At 44.1% G+C, this 16299-nt stretch carries 13 protein-coding genes; 8 read left to right on the forward strand and 5 right to left on the reverse strand.

Features of this window, described 5'->3' with window-relative positions; genetic code table 11:
* Positions 1-42: 42 nt before the first annotated feature.
* Positions 43-2619: a DNA mismatch repair protein MutS gene (gene mutS, locus AB1552_02980; protein MEW6052740.1), complete on the forward strand. Its 2577-nt coding sequence runs from the start codon at positions 43-45 to the stop codon at positions 2617-2619.
* Positions 2620-2643: 24 nt separating this feature from the next.
* On the opposite strand, the gene AB1552_02985 is transcribed toward mutS, so the two are convergent.
* Positions 2644-3528: a phosphoribosylaminoimidazolesuccinocarboxamide synthase gene (locus tag AB1552_02985; GenBank protein ID MEW6052741.1), complete on the reverse strand. Its 885-nt coding sequence runs from the start codon at positions 3526-3528 to the stop codon at positions 2644-2646.
* 238 nt (positions 3529-3766) lie between these two features.
* Here AB1552_02985 and AB1552_02990 point away from each other — a divergent pair, with 238 nt between their 5' ends.
* Genes AB1552_02990 through AB1552_03005 form a run of 4 tightly spaced genes read left to right on the forward strand, consistent with a single transcriptional unit; the run spans position 3767 to position 7588 of the window.
* Positions 3767-3991, forward strand: coding sequence for a sulfurtransferase TusA family protein (locus AB1552_02990; protein MEW6052742.1), 225 nt, complete (start codon positions 3767-3769; stop codon positions 3989-3991).
* 29 nt (positions 3992-4020) lie between these two features.
* Positions 4021-5301, forward strand: coding sequence for an ABC transporter substrate-binding protein (locus tag AB1552_02995; protein ID MEW6052743.1), 1281 nt, complete (start codon positions 4021-4023; stop codon positions 5299-5301).
* A gap of 2 nt (positions 5302-5303) precedes the next feature.
* Positions 5304-7184, forward strand: a complete 1881-nt coding sequence (locus AB1552_03000) for an ATP-binding protein (GenBank protein MEW6052744.1) — start codon at positions 5304-5306, stop codon at positions 7182-7184.
* A 20-nt stretch (positions 7185-7204) separates the two neighbouring features.
* Entirely contained in the window at positions 7205-7588 is a 384-nt protein-coding gene (locus AB1552_03005; protein ID MEW6052745.1) for a response regulator, read from the forward strand.
* Between the two features lie 10 nt (positions 7589-7598).
* Here the strand turns inward: AB1552_03005 and AB1552_03010 are convergent, their stop codons facing one another.
* From AB1552_03010 to ppdK, 4 genes are all read right to left on the reverse strand, one after another.
* On the reverse strand, positions 7599-8846 hold the full coding sequence (locus tag AB1552_03010) for a pitrilysin family protein (protein MEW6052746.1): 1248 nt from the start codon (positions 8844-8846) through the stop codon (positions 7599-7601).
* 141 nt (positions 8847-8987) lie between these two features.
* Positions 8988-11081 (reverse strand): polyribonucleotide nucleotidyltransferase, encoded by a 2094-nt coding sequence (gene pnp / locus AB1552_03015; GenBank protein ID MEW6052747.1) that lies wholly within the window; start codon positions 11079-11081, stop codon positions 8988-8990.
* On the reverse strand, positions 11081-11350 hold the full coding sequence (gene rpsO / locus AB1552_03020; GenBank protein ID MEW6052748.1) for a 30S ribosomal protein S15: 270 nt from the start codon (positions 11348-11350) through the stop codon (positions 11081-11083). The genes pnp and rpsO overlap by 1 nt, the downstream gene beginning before the upstream one ends.
* A 161-nt stretch (positions 11351-11511) precedes the next feature.
* Positions 11512-14181: a pyruvate, phosphate dikinase gene (gene ppdK, locus AB1552_03025; protein ID MEW6052749.1), complete on the reverse strand. Its 2670-nt coding sequence runs from the start codon at positions 14179-14181 to the stop codon at positions 11512-11514.
* Between the two features lie 249 nt (positions 14182-14430).
* On the opposite strand from ppdK, the gene AB1552_03030 reads away from it, so the two are divergent.
* The 3 genes from AB1552_03030 (at position 14431) to AB1552_03040 (ending at position 16191) form a co-directional block, all read left to right on the forward strand.
* Entirely contained in the window at positions 14431-15015 is a 585-nt protein-coding gene (locus tag AB1552_03030; protein ID MEW6052750.1) for a TlpA disulfide reductase family protein, read from the forward strand.
* A 2-nt stretch (positions 15016-15017) separates the two neighbouring features.
* Positions 15018-15626, forward strand: coding sequence for a peroxiredoxin (locus AB1552_03035; GenBank protein ID MEW6052751.1), 609 nt, complete (start codon positions 15018-15020; stop codon positions 15624-15626).
* A 73-nt stretch (positions 15627-15699) separates the two neighbouring features.
* Positions 15700-16191 (forward strand): TlpA disulfide reductase family protein, encoded by a 492-nt coding sequence (locus tag AB1552_03040; protein ID MEW6052752.1) that lies wholly within the window; start codon positions 15700-15702, stop codon positions 16189-16191.
* Positions 16192-16299: the final 108 nt, after the last annotated feature.

Consider the following 16299-nt stretch of genomic DNA (forward strand, 5'->3'; position numbering starts at 1 on the left):
GCATATTGCACTTTCCATACCTGATGGTATTAAATATTCTGTATGTCTGAACTGACCCCTTTGATGAAACAATACCTGAGTATCAAAGAAAAACATAAGGATGCCATTATATTCTTCCGTCTCGGTGATTTTTATGAAATGTTTGGAGAAGATGCAGAAAAGGCTTCTAAAATTCTCCAAATTGCCCTGACAACAAGGGACAGATCAAAAGAAAATCCCGTCCCCATGTGCGGTATACCTTATTTCGCTTCAGATTCCTATATATCCAAACTTGTGAAGGCGGGGCACAAGGTTGCGATTTGTGAGCAAATAGAAGACCCCAAGGAAGCGAAGGGCATCGTAGAGAGAGACATCGTCAGGGTAATTACACCCGGCACCCATCTGCCCGAAAACCCTAAAGAAAACTCGTATATTGTCAGCGTTTATCCCTTGGGCAATATGCACGGAGTTGCCGCTGCCGATGTGTCTACTGGAGAATTTGTCATCTTTGAAACTGATGAAAACATTCAGGATGAACTGTACCGTTTTGAGCCGAAAGAGATACTGATGCCACAGAGTATCAGCGATAACATTCATTACAGGGAGTCTCTTAATAATTTTTTTCTCTCATTCTATGAAGACTGGTATTTCGATTATTCAGAGGCTTACAAGACGCTGCTGAAACACCTCAGGGTTGCTTCCCTTGAAGGATTCGGATGCGACGGGATGAATTCCGGAATCTCCGCTGCAGGCGCACTCGTCAGTTACCTTGCAGAAACGCAAAAAGAATCCTTCATCCTGAAAAAAATATCTCCTGTAAGAAATGACTCCTATATGTTCATGGATGCAACAACCCAGCGAAACCTTGAACTCACCCATAATCTGAAAGACGGTTCATCCGATGCCACTCTCCTGAAGGTGCTTGATGAAACGCTGACACCCATGGGAGGAAGATTTTTAAGATCAGCTCTCCTTAAGCCCCTTGTTGATATTCTTGAAATACAAAAGAGACTTGATGCTGTCGAATATCTCACTGAAGATTTTGAACTTCTTGAGGAACTCAGAACCCTGCTACGGAATATTCAGGACATGGAAAGACTTTCGGCAAAGATCGATTCGAGGACTGCAAATGGCAGGGACCTGATAGCGATCAGGACATCTGTGACACATCTACCAAAGATCAGGAAATCACTGGTCTCATCGAAGAATTCATACTTGCAGTCACTGGCTTCCGACATTTCTGATTTTACGGAACTCAAGGCATTGATCTCACGCAGCATTGTTGACGCGCCACCGGCAAGCCTGAGAGACGGAGGGATAATCCGCGATGGGTACAACAAGGATATTGATGAACTGAGAAAAATCTCAAGAAGTGGCAAGGACTTTATTGCCGAAATGGAACACAAAGAAAAACAGAGGACAGGTATTTCAAGTCTCAAGGTCGGTTTCAATAAAATCTACGGTTACTATATTGAAGTCACGAAACCGAATCTTCACATGGTTCCCGACAACTACATCAGGAAACAGACCCTCGTGGGAGGTGAAAGATTTGCTACCCCTGAACTGAAAGACTTTGAGTCTAAAATTCTCGGTTCCGAGGAGCGGCTGAAAAATCTTGAATACCAGGTCTATCAGGACATACTCGAAAACATCCAGAACGAATCCTCTGCAATGACAAAAACTGCTTCTGTCATTGCAATTACCGATTTTCTTGCCTCCCTCGCTGTTGTTGCAAAGAGATACAACTATTGTAAGCCGAGTGTAAATGATTCCGGTATCATTGAAATAACCGACTGCCGTCATCCCGTACTCGAGAAGGTTCTTTCAGATGAAAGATTCATTCCCAATAGCGTTTCGATGGACACCGGGGATAACCGGCTTCTTATTATCACAGGACCGAACATGGCCGGAAAATCAACTTACATGAGGCAGGTGGCACAGATAATGATCATGGCTCAGATAGGATGTTTTGTTCCTGCATCCGGTGCAGTGATCGGAGCCGCAGACAGGATATTTACAAGAATCGGGGCTTCTGATTTCATCTCAAAAGGACAGAGCACATTCATGGTCGAAATGATCGAGGTTTCCAATATCACACATAATGCAACGGATAAGAGCCTGATTCTCCTCGATGAAGTGGGAAGAGGCACGAGCACGTTTGACGGCATCAGTATTGCGTGGGCAGTTGCGGAGCATATCCTCAACAGGATAAAAGCCCGTACACTCTTTGCCACACATTACAACGAACTGACTGAACTGGCGCTTACGAACGACGGAGTGAGAAATTACAATGTGTCCGTGAAAGAATGGGGTGACGAGATCATCTTTCTCAGAAAAATTGAAAAAGGTCCTGCTGACAAAAGCTATGGCATACAGGTTGCAAGGCTTGCCGGAATTCCCCCATCAATAATAACGCGTGCAAAAGAGGTTCTGGCAAATCTTGAAAACCAGGAACTCAATGAAGCAGGAAAGCCCCGTTTTGCGGAGAAAAAAGCCAAAAAAGGTACGGTCCAGCTCGATCTTTTTTCTTCAGTAAATGATTCCGTTATCACCATGCTCAGGAATCTTGAGATAGCACGCATTACACCGGAAGAAGCCTTAGCGAAGCTTATCGAGATCAGAAAAAAGATCGACCACTAATACAATTCTTACCAATCCCCGGCATTACTCCCTGCCTGCCAGGATTCTCAGAATATCCTTATAACGTTCAGCTGTTTTGTGTATGACCTCCTCGGGCAGAGAAGGTCCCGGATATGTCCTGTCCCAGTCGAGCGTAAGCAGATAGTCCCTGACGATCTGCTTGTCATAGCTTTCCTGACTTTTTCCTGGCTGATAGTCAATTGCAGACCAGAAACGTGAAGAATCAGGCGTCAGAATCTCATCTATCAGTATCATAGTATTTTGAAAAAGGCCGAACTCGAATTTTGTATCTGCGATGATTATTCCCTTTTTTTCAGCAATATCGCGAGCCTTCGAATATATCCCGAGGCTCGCATTCATGAGTTTTTCCGCCATCTCACTTCCGACAATCCTCCGGACATCATCATAGGTGATATTGATGTCGTGTCCCTCCTCTTCCTTCGTGCTCGGGGTAAATATGGGGACAGGGAGTCTTGAAGATTCGATCAGCCCGTCCGGCAGTCTGATCCCGCAGACGGCTCCATTCTTTTTATATTCCTTCCAGCCACTGCCTGAAAGATATCCTCTTACCACACATTCAACCGGCAATGGGTTTGTCTTCTTGACTATCATGCTTCTTCCCTCAAGTTCCCCGGCATACTTATGCAAAGATAAAGGAAAGTCCCTTACATCAACCGCTTCAACGTGATGCTGAATGATGGTTTCCATGTGCTGGAACCAGAAGACGGATATCTGCGTCAGAACCCTGCCCTTTCCCGGAATCCCGCTCGGCAGCACAACATCGAATGCCGATATCCTGTCGGTTGCGACAAGGAGAAGATGCTCACCAAGATCGTAGATATCCCTCACTTTTCCTCTTTTTAAAAGCTGAATATCCTGAAAGTCTGTAGTTAAGAGTATTTTTTCCATGCAATCCCCTCGTTGTAGATTCAATAAGTCGGAAATTGTATCTCCATTGTCAAGTAACTGTCAAGGGAATATTATCATAATTATATAAAAAGCTGAAAGGATGCATACATGTGGACAAAAATGATATTTTGGCATATTTATTGCTTAGAATTACTTCATGTGATTTCGTATAAATATGCATTAAATTTTATAAAATTGTATAAAATAAAAAAATATATTCATATTTTGGAGGTTAAACATGCCCGTCGTATTACTTGATGCGCAGGGGTTAAAGTGCCCCCAACCGACAATTCAGATGACAATAAAGGCGTTGAAACTAAAGAAGGGCGAGGTGCTTGAGGTTGTCGCAGACTGCTCGACATTCGAAAATGATGTCAAGAACTGGTGCCGACGCAATAACAAGACTCTCTTATGGATTAAAGACGAGGGAGAAGGTGTGAAAAGGTGCCAAGTACAGTTCTAAAAAGCGACGCTTCTATTCCAGAAAACCATGTGAACAGAAATACCCTCGCCGTATTGTTTTCCAAAGTGTTCCTTATCGTGCGCAGTCCCCTGAATATCCTGATTTTCCTCTGTTCGCTCATGTCGCTTTTCCCGGAGAATATTCGTGCAGAATCCATCCATGTCGGCATGTCTGCTGCATTCAAGGGCGCAACAGGCGGGCTTGGGAATGAATTATACAGAGGATCAATGGCTTATATTGAGCACATCAACAGATCAGGTGGCGTCAATGGGAAAAAAATAATAATAACTGCATATGATGACGGATATAATCCCATCCCGTGTATAGAAAATACAATTCGTCTGATAGAAAATGATAACGTCTTTCTCCTTTTTGATTATGTCGGCACACCTACAGTAACAAGAATACTGCCTATCCTGAAAAGCTATAGTGACAGACATATCTACCTCTTTTTTCCGTTTACAGGAGCGCAACCTCACAGACAATACCCTTATGATGCCTTTGTTTTTAATCTGCGCGCGTCGTACCATCAGGAAACTGAAGGCCTTGTCAACAATCTGGTAAAAGTAGGAATAAAAAAAATCGCTGTATTCTATCAGGCAGATGCATACGGAAGGAGCGGATGGAACGGTGTCCGAATGACCCTGGCAAAATATGGTCTAAAAATTGTCGGTGAAGCGACATATAAGCGCGGGACAAAGTACTCCGAAAGCCTCAAGCAACAGGTGGATATACTCAAAAAGTCAGGAGCTGATGTAGTGATATCGATCGGCGCTTACGCTGCCTGTGCTGCGTTCATTCGAGATTCAAGGAATGCCGGATGGGATGTGCCCATTGCCAATGTATCTTTCGTCGGCAGCGAGTTCATGATCAATCTCCTTCTCAGGGAAGGGAAAGCAAAAGGAAAGGATTACACCTTCAATCTTCTGAACTCACAGGTTGTGCCGAGTTACGAAGACCTGTCTCTCCCTGCAGCGAGAGAGTACAGGGAGTTAATGGATAAATACAATCCCCGTCTTCCTCTTGACATATCTGGAGAAGATTACGTGCCGCTGAAATACAGTTTTGTGGGTTTTGAAGGTTTTCTCAATGCGAAAGTCCTTGTTGAAATACTGAAGAGAATGGAAGACAAAATAGAGCAGTCGAGAATAAAAGAAGTTGTTGAGGGAATAAAAAACCTGGATATCGGAATTGATGAGAGAGTTTCTTTCGGTCCTGAAAAACATCAGGGACTCAACAAGGTCTTTTACACAATATATGAAAACGGGCGTTTTATCCCCATCAGGGACTGGAACAGGTGGCGCAAATGATAATGTCGAAGCTTTTCAAAAAGACCCTCATCATCATCATAGTCCTTTTTGCCATTATCAGCATTACCATCGCCTTATCATCGGGATGGAATCTTTATAATGACCTGATACAGGAATACAAAAGCAAGGGCACAGCGATAGCAAAAAGCATAGCAAATTCAAGCGTCGATACACTCCTGAACAGGGATGCCTCAACAGTGCAGGCAATGATTGACCAGTTTCTTGAGATAATGGGCGTGTCGTACGTCTTTGTTGTGGATTCGCAGGGAGAGATCATTTCTCATACCTTTGTTCCCAACATACCCGAAGAAATATTGGATATCAAAAATGAAAAAACTAAATCGGTGTCAAAGATCCAGGACTTGTATGTTGAAGGAAGAGGAAATTTTATCGACATTTCTTCTCCGATACTTGAGGGTGCCTTCGGATTCGTACATGTGGGCATGGACAAAGGCATCATTATGTCACAGATGAAATCTGCAATGATCAGGCAGCTGTACCTTCTTGCCATCATATTTGTCATAAGCATCTTCATCGCGTATATTCTTGTAAACAGAGTTTCGCAACCATTGAACAAACTGACTGAATACTCCAAGAAACTCGCGTCTCACGACTTTTCGTCCGCGGTTGATATCAAATCCGATGATGAGATAGGACTTTTGGCAGATACCATGAAATCAATGGCTACTGACCTCCATGAGGTATTTGACAGATATGAACAGGCCATTAACGACGCAATAGTTGAACTCCAGAATACCCTCGCATATCTTACCGCTGTCATTGACAATATGGCAGACGGGCTCCTTGTGACTGATACAGACGGCGTGATTACCCATGTCAATCCAGCCCTCTCTTACATGTTTGCACTCAAAGAGACCGACCTCATAGGAAAAAACTGCAGAGATATTTTCGGTTCAAATGTCAGTGACCTTGTGAAAAAAACAAGGGGGTTTTCAAACGATATTTATACCTCGGAACTTGTACTTGCCCGTAATAAGATAGGCAAGGCGGTTGCCACCGGCATACATAAAGATGCATTTGAAGGAGACGATAAGGGAATCGGGTCGGTAATTCTGATACGGGACATCACCTCTGAAAAAGAAGTCGACCGTATGAAAACGGATTTCATTTCAACGGTATCACATGAATTAAGAACACCTCTGACCTCTGTCCGTGGCTTTACCGAAATTATCAGAAAAAAACTCGATGAAGATATTTTCCCCCTGCTTATAGAGGTAAAGAATAAAAAAACGAAGAATTCGATATATCGGGTCAGAGAAAATCTTGAGATTATCCTCTCTGAAGGAGAAAGACTGACCGCACTGATCAATGATGTGCTTGACATATCAAAACTGGAAGCAGGGAAAGTCGAATGGAAAATAGACAGATTCAGGGTATCCGATGTCATTGACCGTGCACTGGTGGCCACTTCAGCCCTTTTTGAACAGAAACATCTCGAGTTCACAAAAGTCATCGAGCAGGATTTGCCAGAGGTTTACGGTGACAAGGACAAGCTTATACAGGTTATCATCAATCTCCTCTCCAATGCGGTCAAGTTCACCGACAAGGGATTTGTTCATTGCATTACGAAGAAAGTCGGGAATGAACTTATTGTAAGCATTATTGATACGGGTATCGGCATATCGGAGGCGGACAAGGATAAGGTCTTCGAAAAGTTCAGGCAGGCCGGGGATACTTTGACCGAAAAACCGACTGGGACCGGTCTTGGCCTCTCCATCTGCAAACAAATCATTGAATACCATAGCGGGCGCATATGGGTTGAAAGCGAGCTCGGAAAGGGAAGCAATTTTTCGTTTACTCTCCCTTTGAATTTGAAAGAAGGTGTGAAGATATATGACCACTCTTTGGTTGTCAAAGAATAATTTATATTGAGGTTTATGAAATGCCTAAAGTTCTGATAGTTGACGATGATCCCATAATAAGGAATCTTCTTACCCAGATTCTTGAACCATTTGAAGACAGAGGAGTCCGTTTGCTAACAGCAGAGAACGGTCTTTCCGCAATTGATATCGCGAGAAAGGAAAATCCCGAGATCATTTTTCTCGATGTCATGATGCCCAAGATGAACGGCTTTGAAGTCTGCAACTTAGTGAAAAACGACGCGGTAATGAGAAAATGCTGTGTCATTATGGTTACTGCAAAAGGACAGGAACTGGACAGACAGAAGGCAACGGGGGTCGGCGCAGATTTCTACATAACAAAGCCCTTCAATATCTATGAAATAATTACAAAAGTCGGGGAGATTCTGGGCATCGATTCTTTCTGACAGGAATTGGTTATCCCACTATACCCGAGAGGGTATCTTTAGAAACCGGTCCATACACAGTAAGGGAAAATAAATCCTTTTGCACTATTTCTTCTGCCAGATCCCTGATCTGCGCCAATGTAATCAAGTCAATCATATTCATGATCTCTTTCGGAGAACAGTGCTTTTCATAATAGATCTCCTGGCGCGCGATATTATTCATCCTGCTGCTGGAAGACTCAAGACCGAGTATTATATTTCCCTTCAGCTGGTTTTTTGCACGCTGCAGTTCCGCCTCAGTGACAGTCTCCCGCAGTGTATAGATTTCTTTCAGGACGAGTTCAATTACCTCCGTAACCTTTTTTCTGCTGACACCTGCGTAAACTCCCCATAATCCTGTATCAACATAGGATGCGACAAAGGAGTATATCGCGTAAGCCAGTCCTCTCTTTTCTCTTATCTCCTGGAACAGCCGGGAACTCACTCCTGCACCCAAAATAGTGTTCAGCGTGAAGAGGCAATATCGTTCCTTACTCGCATGGGGCACCCCTTTCATTCCCAGGCACAGGTGGGCTTCTGAGAGGTCCTTGTGGATTACTTCCACCTTGCTCCGGAAAACAGGAGGCTCTCCGGCTTCAGGCTGTGAACCGCGTTTGAGACTGCCAAGATTCTTTTTCAGCAGAGTGAGAAGATGTTCAGCCTCGAAATTGCCAGCACATGATATGACTGTGTCCTTCGTCCCGTAATATTTTCTGATGTGAGATATCAGGTCATTACGTGTAAAGCCTTTTATTGTCTCTCTTCTGCCAAGAACAGACTGTCCAAGACTGTTCTGTCCCCATATGTTCTGATTGGCAAGATCATGGATATAGTCATCCGGAGTGTCCTCGACCATTTTTATCTCTTCTTTGATAATCTTTTTTTCCTTTTCTATGTCTTCATCAGGGAAAGTCGAATTGAGGAAGATATCTGTCAGGAGATCGAGACCCTGGTCAAGGTATTCGTCGAGAACCTTCACATAAAAAGTCGTTGTCTCCCTGGATGTGAAGGCATTGAGTTCCCCGCCGAGTGAATCTATCTCAAAAGCGATGTCCTTTGCTGAACGCTTCTTTGTTCCCTTAAAAAACATATGTTCAAGGAAGTGAGATATGCCGTTCATTGCATGGGTTTCGTGCCTTGAACCGACCTTAACCCATATCCCCAGCACAACAGACCTCATATTCTTGAGAGGCTCCATAACTACCGGAAGGTTGTTGGAAAGAATTTCTTTTTTAAACATATCTATTTCCCTAATCTCGTTTTTTTACTCTGTGAACATACCCAGATCCATTGAATGCCGGAATCCTTTCCAACCTGAAAAAAGAAAGAGGGGATATACCGCATCTATCCCCCTCTCATTCTGCATCGTATGGTCCGGCTGCTATTTTCTGGACGTTTCCTGTTCTCTCAGTGCTTCTTTTCTTGACAGGCGTATTCTGCCCATCTTGTCTATCTCGATAACCTTCACGAGCACTTCGTCTCCTTCGTGAATCTCATCGGTAACCTTTGCTATCCTCTTATCAGATATCTGAGATATATGAAGGAGCCCTTCTGTCCCCGGCATGATTTCTACAAATGCACCGAAATCCATAATTCTTTTCGCCTTGCCGAGATAGATTTTGCCCAGTTCGGCCTCTGCGGTAATGCTGTTAATTATGTCGATCGCTTTTTGCGCAGATTCTCCGTCAGGTGAGGCAATATTGATAATGCCGCTGTCTTCTATATCTATCTTGACACCAGTCTGCTCCACTATTCCGCGGATAACTTTTCCTCCGGTACCGATGACATCCCTTATCTTTTCCTGCTTGATCTGTAAGGTATAAATACGCGGAGCGTACTGTGCAAGATTCTCTCTCGGAACACTCACCGTTTCCTTCATCTTTTCAAGGATGAAAAGCCTTCCCTGCCTTGCCTGTTCGATCGCTTTTTCCATTATTTCCTTTGAAATACCGCCTATTTTCGTATCAAGCTGAAAGGCGGTGATTCCCTTTTCCGTTCCTGTAACTTTGAAATCCATATCTCCGAGGTGGTCCTCGAGTCCAAGGATATCATTAAGAATCACAACAGTATCGTCTTCTTTAATAAGTCCCATTGCGATTCCTGCGACATGGGTTCTGATTGGTACCCCCGCGTCCATCAATGCAAGTGAACCTCCGCATACTGATGCCATGGAAGAGGAACCGTTCGACTCCAGAATGTCCGAGACTATCCTTATCGTATAAGGAAATTCTGCCTTGGGCGGTATGACTGCCTTTATTGCCCGTTCGGCGAGGTTCCCGTGCCCTATTTCCCTTCTCCCGGGAGACCTCAGGGGCTTTACTTCCCCAACACTGAACGGGGGAAAATTATAATGCAGCATGAAAGTCTTGTAAGACTCTCCGTCAAGAGAATCTATCTTCTGTTCGTCATCCGATGTTCCAAGGGTCACGACCGCAAGGCATTGGGTCTCACCCCTTATAAAGAGCGCAGATCCGTGTGTTCTTGGCAAAACACTTATTTCAGAACTGATATTCCTGATTTCTTCAGGGCGCCTGCCGTCCGCTCTCTTATTTTCATTGATTATCATACCCCTCACGAGGTTTTTCTCAATATCATTGAATACAGAGATTATGTTCATGGTAATGTCTTTCTCCTCTGTATTCAGCTTTTCTACCGCATTTTTCAGAACGGCATCAAGTGCATTCTGACGTCTCATTTTATCAGGGATTGTGATAGCAGATTTTATCTTTTCAAGACAAAAATCCCTGACAGCACTGATTAGCAAATCATCAGGAACAGGCTCAATCACCGTTCTTTTTTCCTTGCCCGCAATTGAACGCAGTTCGTTCTGCACTGAGCAGATACGCTTTATTTCCTGGTGAGCTACATTTAGCGCATCAAGAAGGTCGCGCTCTGATATCTCCTGAGCCTCACCTTCCACCATCACTACAGCCTCTGCTGTACCTGCCACAACCAGGTTCATGTCACATTCCTCAACCTCCCTGAGGTCGGGGTTTATCACAAATGACCCGGCAATCCTTCCGATCCTTACTGCGCTGACGGGTGCGTTAAAGGGAATATCTGAAATATTCAGTGCAGCAGACATACAGATGATTCCGAGTATATCCGCGATGTTTTCGCTTCCATACGACAAGACATTGATAATGCCCTGTGTTTCATAGTAAAACCCCTTCGGGAAAAGAGGCCTGATTGGCCTGTCTATGAGGCGGGAAGTGAGTATCTCTTTTTCTGAGGGTCTGCCTTCTCTCTTGAAAAATCCCCCCGGGATTTTTCCAGCAGCGTATGCCTTTTCCTGATAGTCTATCGTAAGGGGGAAAAAGTCAAGACCTTCCTTCGGTGTCTTGTCTGCAACCGCGGTTGCCAGAACTACTGTATCGCCGTACTGAACGACAACCGCTCCGTCAGCCTGTCTTGCCATTTTTCCTGTCTGAAAAGAAAGTGTTCTTCCTCTAAGTTCAATATCAACTGTTTTCATTATTTTCTGATTTCCAGACGCTGGATAACCTTTTCGTACCTGTCCTTGTCGGACGTCTTCAGGTAATCAAGTAATTTGCGTCTCTGGCTTACGAGCTTCAAAAGACCCCTTCTTGAGTGATGGTCTTTCTTATGTGTTTTGAAATGCTCGGTAAGATAATTTATACGTGAACTTAACAGCGCTATCTGGACTTCAGGCGAGCCTGTATCGCCATCGTGAAGTTTGTAGTCGTTGATGATAGTCTGTTTTTGTGATTTATCAATGGACATCTATTCACCACCTTTCAAAAATTTGTAACATTTACATTACCATATATTCTTTTCTTCTGTAAAGATAACCTCCCCTCCGGGAATAAAAAAACAACGGCTGGGAATTCATAATTCCTCAACCGTTGCCTGAGATGTCTGATCAGATGCTCGTCAACAGGATATCATACAGTACTCTTGCTTAAATCAATCTTTGTTTTTTCCTTCAGCGTTGCCTGCGCTGCCGCGAGCTTTGCGATAGGCACCCTGTATGGCGAACAGCTCACATAATCAAGTCCTATTTTATGGCAGAATTCAACAGATTTCGGATCTCCTCCGTGCTCCCCGCATATGCCCATCTTCAGGTTTTTCTTCACCTTTCTGCCTTTTTGGACAGCTATTTCCATCAGAAGACCGATTCCGTTCATATCTATGGTGATAAAGGGATCATTTTCAAGAATGCCTTTTTCCACATAGTAGGGAAGAAATCTTCCCGCATCATCCCTTGAAAGGCCGAATGTTGTTTGAGTAAGGTCATTTGTGCCAAATGAATAAAAATCTGCCTGCGCTGCGATCTCATCAGCGGTAATGCAGGCTCTCGGAAGTTCTATCATTGTGCCCACAGTATAGGCAACCTTAGCCTTGTATTCCTTTTTCACTTCCTCCGCGACGCTCACTGTAAGTTCCCTCATCATGGAAAGTTCCTTAACATGTCCGACCAGCGGTATCATAATTTCTGGGATAACCTTTACTCTCTGTTTTGCGAGTTCGCATGCAGCCTCCATGATAGCCCTCACCTGCATTTCATAGATTTCGGGATAGGTGATTCCAAGACGACATCCCCTGTGTCCGAGCATCGGATTGAACTCCTGAAGAACCCTGTTTCTCGCCCTCAGCTTTTCCGCAGGCACATCCATTGAGACAGAAAGCGCGCGTATTTCTTCATCGGTATGAGGCAGGAACTCGTGAAGCGGAGGATCTAGAAGACGAATTGTAACAGGAAGTCCCTTCATGACTTTGAATATGCCGATAAAATCGCTCTTTTGCATGGGAAGAATCTTTGCAAGGGCCTTCTTCCTTCCCTCAGTATCGTCCGAAAGGATCATCTCCCTTACCGCGCTGATTCTTTCAGGGTCGAAAAACATATGTTCCGTTCTGCACAGACCGATCCCCTGCGCTCCAAATTTCCTTGCAACTACCGAATCATGAGGGGTATCGGCGTTTGTTCTCACACCTATTTTTCTGTATTCGTCAATCCATTTCATGAATATGCCGAAATCACCCGTCAGCTCGGGTGTTACAAGCGGTGCCTTTCCCATCATCACTTCACCGGTCGTTCCGTTAAGTGTAATGTAGTCGCCCTCTTTTATCGTAAGATCATTTACGGTAAAATATTTCTGTACTTCATTGACATTTATTGTGCCGCATCCGGCGACACAGCATTTTCCCATGCCCCTTGCAACAACAGCAGCATGAGATGTCATGCCACCCCGTGCAGTAAGAATACCCTGTGCGGCATTCATACCGCCGATATCTTCAGGTGAGGTTTCAGTTCTGACTAAAATAACCTTTTCACCCTTGTCTGCTGCACGCTCGGCATCCTCTGCAGTAAAAACTGCCTTTCCTACGGCAGCACCAGGTGAAGCTGGGAGTCCTTTTGCTATCACCTTGACCTCGGCCTTCGGATCGATCATGGGATGCAGCAACTGATCCAGCTGCTGGGGATCAATCCTCAATATCGCAGTCTTTTTGTCAATAAGTCTTTCCCTGACCATGTCGATGGCAATCTTGAGCGCAGCTGCAGCAGTCCTCTTCCCTACCCTTGTCTGCAGCATGTAAAGTTTCCCTTCCTGCACAGTGAACTCGATATCCAGCATGTCCCTGTAATGTTTTTCCAGTTTTTTATATATCGCGTTTAGTTCCTTGTACGCTTTCGGAAGACGTTTTTTCAGCTCTTCTATTTTCAGTGGAGTCCTGATACCGGCAACCACATCTTCGCCCTGGGCGTTGATAAGACATTCCGCAAAAAATTTATTCTTTCCTGTTGACGGGTCTCTTGTGAAACCAACCCCTGTACCAGAATTTTTACCAAGATTGCCGAATACCATAGACTGAATATTGCATGCTGTTCCGAGATCATCAGGAATCTCATTAAGTTTTCTGTATTTCATCGCCCGTTCTCCAAACCAGGAACCGAAGACTGCATTGATCGCCTTTCTGAGCTGCTCAAGGGGGTCATTTGGAAAATCTTCTCCAGTGCTTCTTTTGTAGATAATCTTGAATTCCTCGACAATTTCCCTAAGGTCATCCGCCGAAAGTTCGGTATCCAGGCGCACTCCCCTTTTTTCTTTCATCTCTTCCAGAGCTTTTTCGAACCGCTGCCTGTCGATACCCATTACTATGCTCCCGAACATTGTGATAAGCCGTCTGAATGCATCGTATACAAAACGTTCATTTCCGGTCTTCTGTATCATTGCAGTTATCGTTTTTTCGTTAAGGCCGAGATTGAGAACCGTGTCCATCATTCCCGGCATAGAAAATTTTGCTCCGGATCTTACAGAAAGCAGCAGGGGATTTCCAGGATCTCCGAATTTCAGGCCCATAGCCTTTTCAACCTTTTTCAGATTCTCGAGAACCTGCTGCCACATCCCTGAAGGGTGTTTTTTTCCGTTCCTGAAATATTCATTGCAGGCCGCTGTTGTAATAGTAAAGCCAGCAGGAACAGGGATCTTCAGATTCGTCATCTCTGCAAGTCCGGCGCCTTTTCCGCCGAGGAGGTCTTTCATATCTCCCCTTCCGTCAGCCTTGCCACCGCCGAAAAAGTAAACATATCTTTTCACAGCCTTTTTAGCCATTAATGTAGCCTCCCGATAGCGATTTTAGCTAATAGAATACCTCATAGCAACAATAAATTCAATCAGATGATCCGCCCTGTAAAGGCAGAATAGTCGCAGGAAGAAGGGTGAGATTGAAGCGTGAAAAACTTGCATTTTCATTTTGCCCTGTCACCATTGATCTGGCAGCTTGACAAATGTTTTTCCCTGTTAGAGAATGGTGATATAGGGAAATCCGCACTCTCATATCATGCATCTAAAGGGGGATTCATGAAAAGAAAACTGATTGCTTTTCTTGCCGTTACAGCCTGTGTGTTTTTTTCTGTTCAGATGTTATTTGCCGCAGGAAATGTGCCTGAAAAAGGTGAGATATTTCCTGAAATAACACTTCCTGTTCCGGAAAGAACTCATGAAACAGAATATCTTGGAATCAAAGAAAAAACCCATTTCATGATATCCCAGATCAATGCCGACTTGATTATAGTCGAGATATTCAGCATGTACTGCCCCTATTGCCAGAAAGAGGCTCCCAATGTCAATGAGCTTTTTGCACTCATCGAACAAAGTGAAAAATATAGTTGCAGGGTTAAAATCATAGGTATCGGCGCGGGAAATACACCGTTTGAAGTAGATGTCTTCAGAAGCCAGTACAATATCCGGTTCCCTCTTTTTTCCGATGAGACGTTTTCTATTCACAAAAAAATCGGAGAGGTCAGGACCCCGCACTTCTTCGTTATCCGAAATACTCCCGACGGGAAAGGAAAAATGGTATATTCAGAGGTGGGAAGCATACAGGACCCCGCAAAATTCCTTGAGCGTATAATAAGAGAATCAGCAATAAGGCAGGAGGAATAACCATGTTACGTACACGCAAGATTTCCCTTCTTTTCGTAATCGTATTTTTCGTTCTGCTTTTGTCTTCAGGCGCTTCTTATGGCATATCGGAACAGTTCAAGGGAAAGATATATGCTCCCGGATCGCTCAAGCCTGTAGACAGCAGCACGGAACTTAAACCGGGCATGAAGGCCCCTGTTTTTACTCTTCCATCCACAGGGGGAGAAAAGATATCGCTCGCCAAGTTTCGTGACAAGAAAAATGTCGTTATTTCCTTTGTCCCTGCAGCATGGACACCAGTCTGTTCGGACCAGTGGCCGGGATACAATATCGCAAAGCATATTTTTGAAAAAAATAATGCAATTCTGATTGGTATCACCGTCGACAATATCCCTACCCTGTTTGCCTGGACACGGGAAATGGGCGAACTCTGGTTTCCTGTTCTCTCGGATTTCTGGCCTCATGGTGCTGTCTCGAAGGAATACGGAGTTCTCCGTTCCGATGGTACTGCTGAACGAGCGTTGTTTATCGTAGACAAAAAGGGTATTATCCGCTATATCGATGTTCACGATATCAACACGAGACCATCACTCGATGTTCTGGTCAAAGAACTTGAAAAACTTGAGAAATAGAAAAAAATATCCTGTCCTGATTATGATACTTTTTGTAATGCTTTTTTCTTCTGCATTCCTGTCTGCTGATGTCATGAAAATATCAAAAAAACCCCGATTCCCGGAGCTTTCATTCACAAATACTCTTACAGCCGATGAACAGAAATATCTTGGGATATCTCGGAAGAGGACTTTTCCGTTCCATGACGTGAAAGGATCACTGATCATCATCGAGATATTCAATACCTACTGTACCAGTTGTCCGCGCAATGTTCCTGTCCTGAACAATGCATTATTTTCTGTCGAACGTGATCAAGGACTGAGAGACAGGGTAAAAATCGTTGCAATAGCCGTCGGTAATACTGCAAATGAAGTAAGAGAATACAAAAAAATCCACAAAACGCGCTATCCAATTGTTACAGACTACAGTTTCTCAGCCCATAAGGCGCTTGGAAACCCCCGGGTACCTTTTACCCTCTTTGTAAAAAGGGATTCTTCTGGCAGATTATTCATCCACCAGACACATAGCGGATTATTCGAACCGCCTGATTCACTCTTCAGGACTATTCGCAGTCTTGCCGTGTAGCTATGAAATCCCGTGACTCCATACCCTCCGGCAAGGTAGAATAGTAAAGATAAAGACTATGTATGGTCTTGCTCTTTATTTCTATACAGATGATACTTGCAGACACAT

The organism is Nitrospirota bacterium (assembly GCA_040754395.1).
GTDB lineage: Bacteria > Nitrospirota > Thermodesulfovibrionia > Thermodesulfovibrionales > SM23-35 > JBFMCL01.

What these genes read in the sequence shown, in the direction of transcription:
- AB1552_03000 (MEW6052744.1), top strand. Translation starts at nt 5,304, where the DNA reads ATGTCGAAGCTTTTCAAAAAGACCCTCATCATCATCATAGTCCTTTTT.
- AB1552_03035 (MEW6052751.1), top strand. Translation starts at nt 15,018, where the DNA reads ATGTTACGTACACGCAAGATTTCCCTTCTTTTCGTAATCGTATTTTTC.
- AB1552_03040 (MEW6052752.1), top strand. Translation starts at nt 15,700, where the DNA reads ATGAAAATATCAAAAAAACCCCGATTCCCGGAGCTTTCATTCACAAAT.
- pnp (MEW6052747.1), bottom strand. Translation starts at nt 11,081, where the DNA reads ATGAAAACAGTTGATATTGAACTTAGAGGAAGAACACTTTCTTTTCAG.
- AB1552_03030 (MEW6052750.1), top strand. Translation starts at nt 14,431, where the DNA reads ATGAAAAGAAAACTGATTGCTTTTCTTGCCGTTACAGCCTGTGTGTTT.
- AB1552_03010 (MEW6052746.1), bottom strand. Translation starts at nt 8,846, where the DNA reads ATGTTTAAAAAAGAAATTCTTTCCAACAACCTTCCGGTAGTTATGGAG.
- AB1552_02990 (MEW6052742.1), top strand. Translation starts at nt 3,767, where the DNA reads ATGCCCGTCGTATTACTTGATGCGCAGGGGTTAAAGTGCCCCCAACCG.
- ppdK (MEW6052749.1), bottom strand. Translation starts at nt 14,181, where the DNA reads ATGGCTAAAAAGGCTGTGAAAAGATATGTTTACTTTTTCGGCGGTGGC.
- AB1552_03005 (MEW6052745.1), top strand. Translation starts at nt 7,205, where the DNA reads ATGCCTAAAGTTCTGATAGTTGACGATGATCCCATAATAAGGAATCTT.
- AB1552_02985 (MEW6052741.1), bottom strand. Translation starts at nt 3,528, where the DNA reads ATGGAAAAAATACTCTTAACTACAGACTTTCAGGATATTCAGCTTTTA.
- rpsO (MEW6052748.1), bottom strand. Translation starts at nt 11,350, where the DNA reads ATGTCCATTGATAAATCACAAAAACAGACTATCATCAACGACTACAAA.
- mutS (MEW6052740.1), top strand. Translation starts at nt 43, where the DNA reads ATGTCTGAACTGACCCCTTTGATGAAACAATACCTGAGTATCAAAGAA.